The following is a 3,692-nucleotide window of genomic DNA, read 5'->3' as shown; positions in this document are numbered from 1 at the left end:
GGCAGGATCGCGGCGCAATCCGCGTCCATTCGCAACAAGGCCGCCGAGCTCGACAAGGCCGACATCTTCAACGGAAAGTTCGAGATCGAGGCATCGGCGCCCCGGCTCGCGGTCAAAGATACGGCCGACGAAGAGCCCGTCGATCGCCATGAAGATGCTCAGGTAGATGCGCAGGCTGGGGAAGCCGTCGACGTCGACGTGATCACCGCGATGCTGGAACGGCTGGCGAAGCAAGGGCCGCGGCTGCCGCAGCCTAGCCCTGAAGCTGAGCTTGCAGAGCTCGTACGAAACCAACGAGGCCAATCCGCCGCTCGCGCTTGAGGCGCTCGGCCTTCAGGATCGACTGCACCTCGGCAAAGGCCTCGTCGACGTCGTGATTGATCACGATGTAGTCGTACTCGGCCCAGTGGCTCATCTCGTGGCTGGCTCGGCTCATGCGCTTGCGGATGACCTCGTCGGAATCCTGCGCGCGCGAATGCAGGCGTTTTTCGAGATCGCCGGCCGAGGGCGGCAGGATGAAGACGCTGACGACGTCGGCACGGGCTTTTTCGCGCAGCTGCTGCGTGCCCTGCCAGTCGATGTCGAACAGCACGTCCTGCCCGGACGATAGCGCGGCTTCGACGGGGCTGCGCGGCGTACCGTAGCTGTTGTCGAACACGGTGGCCCATTCCAGCAGCTCATCGCCCTTCACCATCGCCTCGAAGCGGGGCTTGTCGACGAACAGATAATCCTTGCCGTTGACCTCGCCCGGCCGCATCGGCCGCGTGGTCGCGGATACCGACATTTTCAGGCCGGACATGCGGTCGATCAAAAGACGCGACAGCGTCGTCTTGCCCGCGCCCGAGGGCGAGGACAGCACGAACATCAATCCGCGCCGCTCGACACCGTCAGTTCCGTGACCGCCGCTCGTCATCGATCACTCCAGATTCTGGACCTGCTCGCGGAACTGCTCGACCACGTTCTTCATGGCGAGGCCCGTATTGGTCAGCTCGATGTCGTTCGACTTCGAGCAGCAGGTGTTGACCTCGCGGTGAAACTCCTGCGCGAGGAAGTCGAGCTTGCGGCCGATCGGGCCACCCTTGCCGATCAGCTCGCGCGCCTGCGCGATGTGGGAAGCAATGCGGTCGAGCTCCTCGCGGATGTCGGCCCGGGTGGCGATCAGGATCGCCTCCTGCATCAGGCGGTCGGAATCGAAACGGTCGGAGGTGTCGAGCAGGCTCGCGATCTGTTCGGCGAGCCTGGCCTTGATCGCCTCCGGCTTGCGGCCGGGCGCGGCTTCCGCCCTCTTCGCCAATTGCTCGACCTCGTCGACCCGCTGGGTCAGGATCTGCCCGAGCGACGAGCCCTCGCGCTTGCGCATCTCGACGAGATCGGCGAGCGCCTTGTCGAAAGCCTCGGCGGCGGCGATCCGCGCGGCCTTGTCCTCCTCCTCCTCGCCCTCGGGCTCGGCAACCTCGACGACGCCCTTGATGGCGAGCAGGCCGTCGATGCTCGGCGCCACCGCGTCGACCTTGCCGGCGATCATGGCGGCGGCCTTCAGCACGGCGTTGAGCACGTCCTCGTTGACGCGGACAGAGGCTGCGGCATTGGCGCGCTTGACGGTGAGATTGGCGTAGACGGTGCCGCGCGACAGCAGCTCGCCGGCGCGTTTCTTGGCGTGGGCCTCGAGCTCGTCGAACCCCTGCGGCAGCCGCACCCTGAGGTCAAAGCCCTTGGCGTTGACCGACTTCAATTCCCATTCGAAGGTGTACGGCCCGCTAGCGCCGTGGCATCTCGCAAAGCCGGTCATGGACGACAGCGCCATCAGGTCAAATTCTCCAGAAACACGGGATTCGCGAGGCATCAAGCCACGCGAAACTTAAGACTATTTTGCAGGAAAGTGGAATCCGCAAAGCCGGCAAGCAGGTCTGCAACGCGCCTAGCGCTGGACCACCGGCGGCGAGGGCTGCACCGCGCCCTGCCGCGCCGGTGCTGGAGCGGCGGGGCGTGCCGCCGGCGGCTTTTTCTGCTGGTTGGGCCGGGCCGGCGTGGTCGCCGTCGGTGTATCGGCAGCTCCGGGTGCGACGGCGGCGGGCGGCGGCGCATCCTCGGCCGGCTCCACCGTGTCGTTCTGGATCTGCTTTTCCATGGCGCGGAGCTTGGCGACGTTCTTCTGATGGGCGTCGTAAGTCTCGGTGAAGGCGTGCCCGCCGGTGCCGTCGGCGACGAAGAAGAGGTCGCGGGTGCGGGCCGGATTGGCGGCGGCTTCCAGCGAGGCGCGGCCGGGGTTGGCGATCGGACCCGGCGGCAGGCCCTCGATCACATAGGTGTTGTAGGGCGAGGGCTGCGTGATCTCGCTGCGCTTGATCGGGCGGCCCAGCGTGCCCTTGCCGCCGACGAGGCCATAGATGATGGTCGGATCCGACTGCAGCTTGATCCGCTGCTTCAGCCGGTTGGTGAACACCGCGGCGACACGGCTGCGCTCGTCGGGCTTTCCGGTTTCTTTCTCGACGATGGAGGCGAGCGTCACCAGCTGCTCCGGCGTCTTGACCGGAATGTCCTGATTGCGGCGCTCCCAGATCTCGGCGAGCACGCGTTTGTGCGCCTGCTGCATGCGCTGGACCACCTGATCACGCGGGGTGCCGCGCGGGAATTTGTAGGTCTCGGGCAGCAGCGTGCCCTCGCGCGGCAGCTCGCGCACGCTGCCGGTGAAGATGTCGTTGTCGGACAGGCGCGCCACGATCTGCTCGGAGGTCAGACCCTCCGGAATCGTGACGGCATGCTGCACCACCTTGCCCTCGACGATGGTGGCGATGACGTCGCGCAGCGATGCGTTCTTCTGGAACGAATATTCGCCCGGCTTGAGGTCCGAGCTCGCCTTCAACGCGGCAACGCTGGCGATGAACACCCACGGGTTGATGTCGGTCACGCCTTCCCGGTTCAGCGTCTCGGCGATGTCGCGCTTGCCCGCACGCTGGGGGATGTTGACGATCTTGTCATCCTTGAGCGGCCCGGGCGCCTCGAGCACTTGCCGGCCGTAATAATAGATGCCGCCGGCGCCGAGCATGGCGATCAGCAGGAGGGTGATGATGGCGTTGCCGACGACCACGAAAGGATTGCGCGCACGGTCCGATCGCTTCGGCGGCGGCGGGACCTGCTCGGGCTCGAGCGCTGCCCGCGGACTCCGGGGCGAAATGGGCGGCCTTTCACTCATCGAAACAACCTGAATCCTGCCGGTTCAATCGCGGCCCGACAATCGCTTGCCCTGCCAAATGCACGCGCCCACTTCCATGACTATCGCCGAATACGGCAAAACGGTGGATTCGTCTCAAACTTAAACTAACTGGCGAGGCGCCGGACGATCACCGACGCATTGGTACCGCCAAAACCAAACGAGTTCGACAGGGCGACGTTGACCTCACGCTTCTTCGCCGTATGCGGCACGAGATCGATCGCAGTCTCCACCGACGGATTGTCGAGGTTGATCGTCGGCGGCACGACATTATCGCGAATCGCGAGAATGGCGAAGATCGCCTCGATCGCACCGGCCGCGCCGAGGAGATGACCCGTCGACGATTTGGTCGAGGACATCGCAACCTTGGAGGCGGCATTGCCAAGCAGACGCTCGACGGCGCCGAGCTCGATCTCGTCGCCGAGCGGCGTCGAGGTGCCGTGCGCGTTGATGTAGTCGAGATCGGAGGCGGTCAGGCCGG

3 protein-coding genes and 2 pseudogenes are annotated in these 3,692 nt (G+C 65.5%); 1 reads left to right on the top strand and 4 read right to left on the bottom strand.

The genetic code is table 11. The features are described from left to right. Positions 1 to 321 (top strand): annotated as a pseudogene (locus tag IC66_RS43095) (hypothetical protein); the annotation flags it as partial. On the opposite strand, the gene gmk reads toward IC66_RS43095, so the two are convergent. From gmk to IC66_RS0102150, 4 genes and pseudogenes are all read right to left on the bottom strand, one after another. Next, entirely contained in the window at positions 254 to 913 is a 660-nt protein-coding gene (gmk, locus tag IC66_RS0102165) for a guanylate kinase (RefSeq protein ID WP_038946511.1), read from the bottom strand. The pseudogene IC66_RS43095 and the gene gmk sit on opposite strands and share 68 nt — an antisense overlap. Before the next feature lie 3 nt (positions 914 to 916). After that, positions 917 to 1,804 carry a YicC/YloC family endoribonuclease gene (locus IC66_RS0102160; RefSeq protein ID WP_038946510.1) on the bottom strand — a complete coding sequence of 296 codons (888 nt, stop codon included), beginning with the start codon at positions 1,802 to 1,804 and terminating at the stop codon, positions 917 to 919. Between the two features lie 114 nt (positions 1,805 to 1,918). Next, a complete protein-coding gene (mltG, locus tag IC66_RS0102155; RefSeq protein ID WP_028145022.1) occupies positions 1,919 to 3,193 on the bottom strand; it encodes an endolytic transglycosylase MltG in 1,275 nt (424 codons plus the stop codon). Between the two features lie 125 nt (positions 3,194 to 3,318). Then, positions 3,319 to 3,692, bottom strand: a pseudogene (locus IC66_RS0102150) (beta-ketoacyl-ACP synthase II); the annotation flags it as partial.

Source organism: Bradyrhizobium genomosp. III (assembly GCF_000261705.1).
Classification (GTDB): Bacteria; Pseudomonadota; Alphaproteobacteria; order Rhizobiales; family Xanthobacteraceae; genus Bradyrhizobium; species Bradyrhizobium ottawaense.
This window is presented reverse-complemented; position numbering and strand designations above follow the sequence as displayed.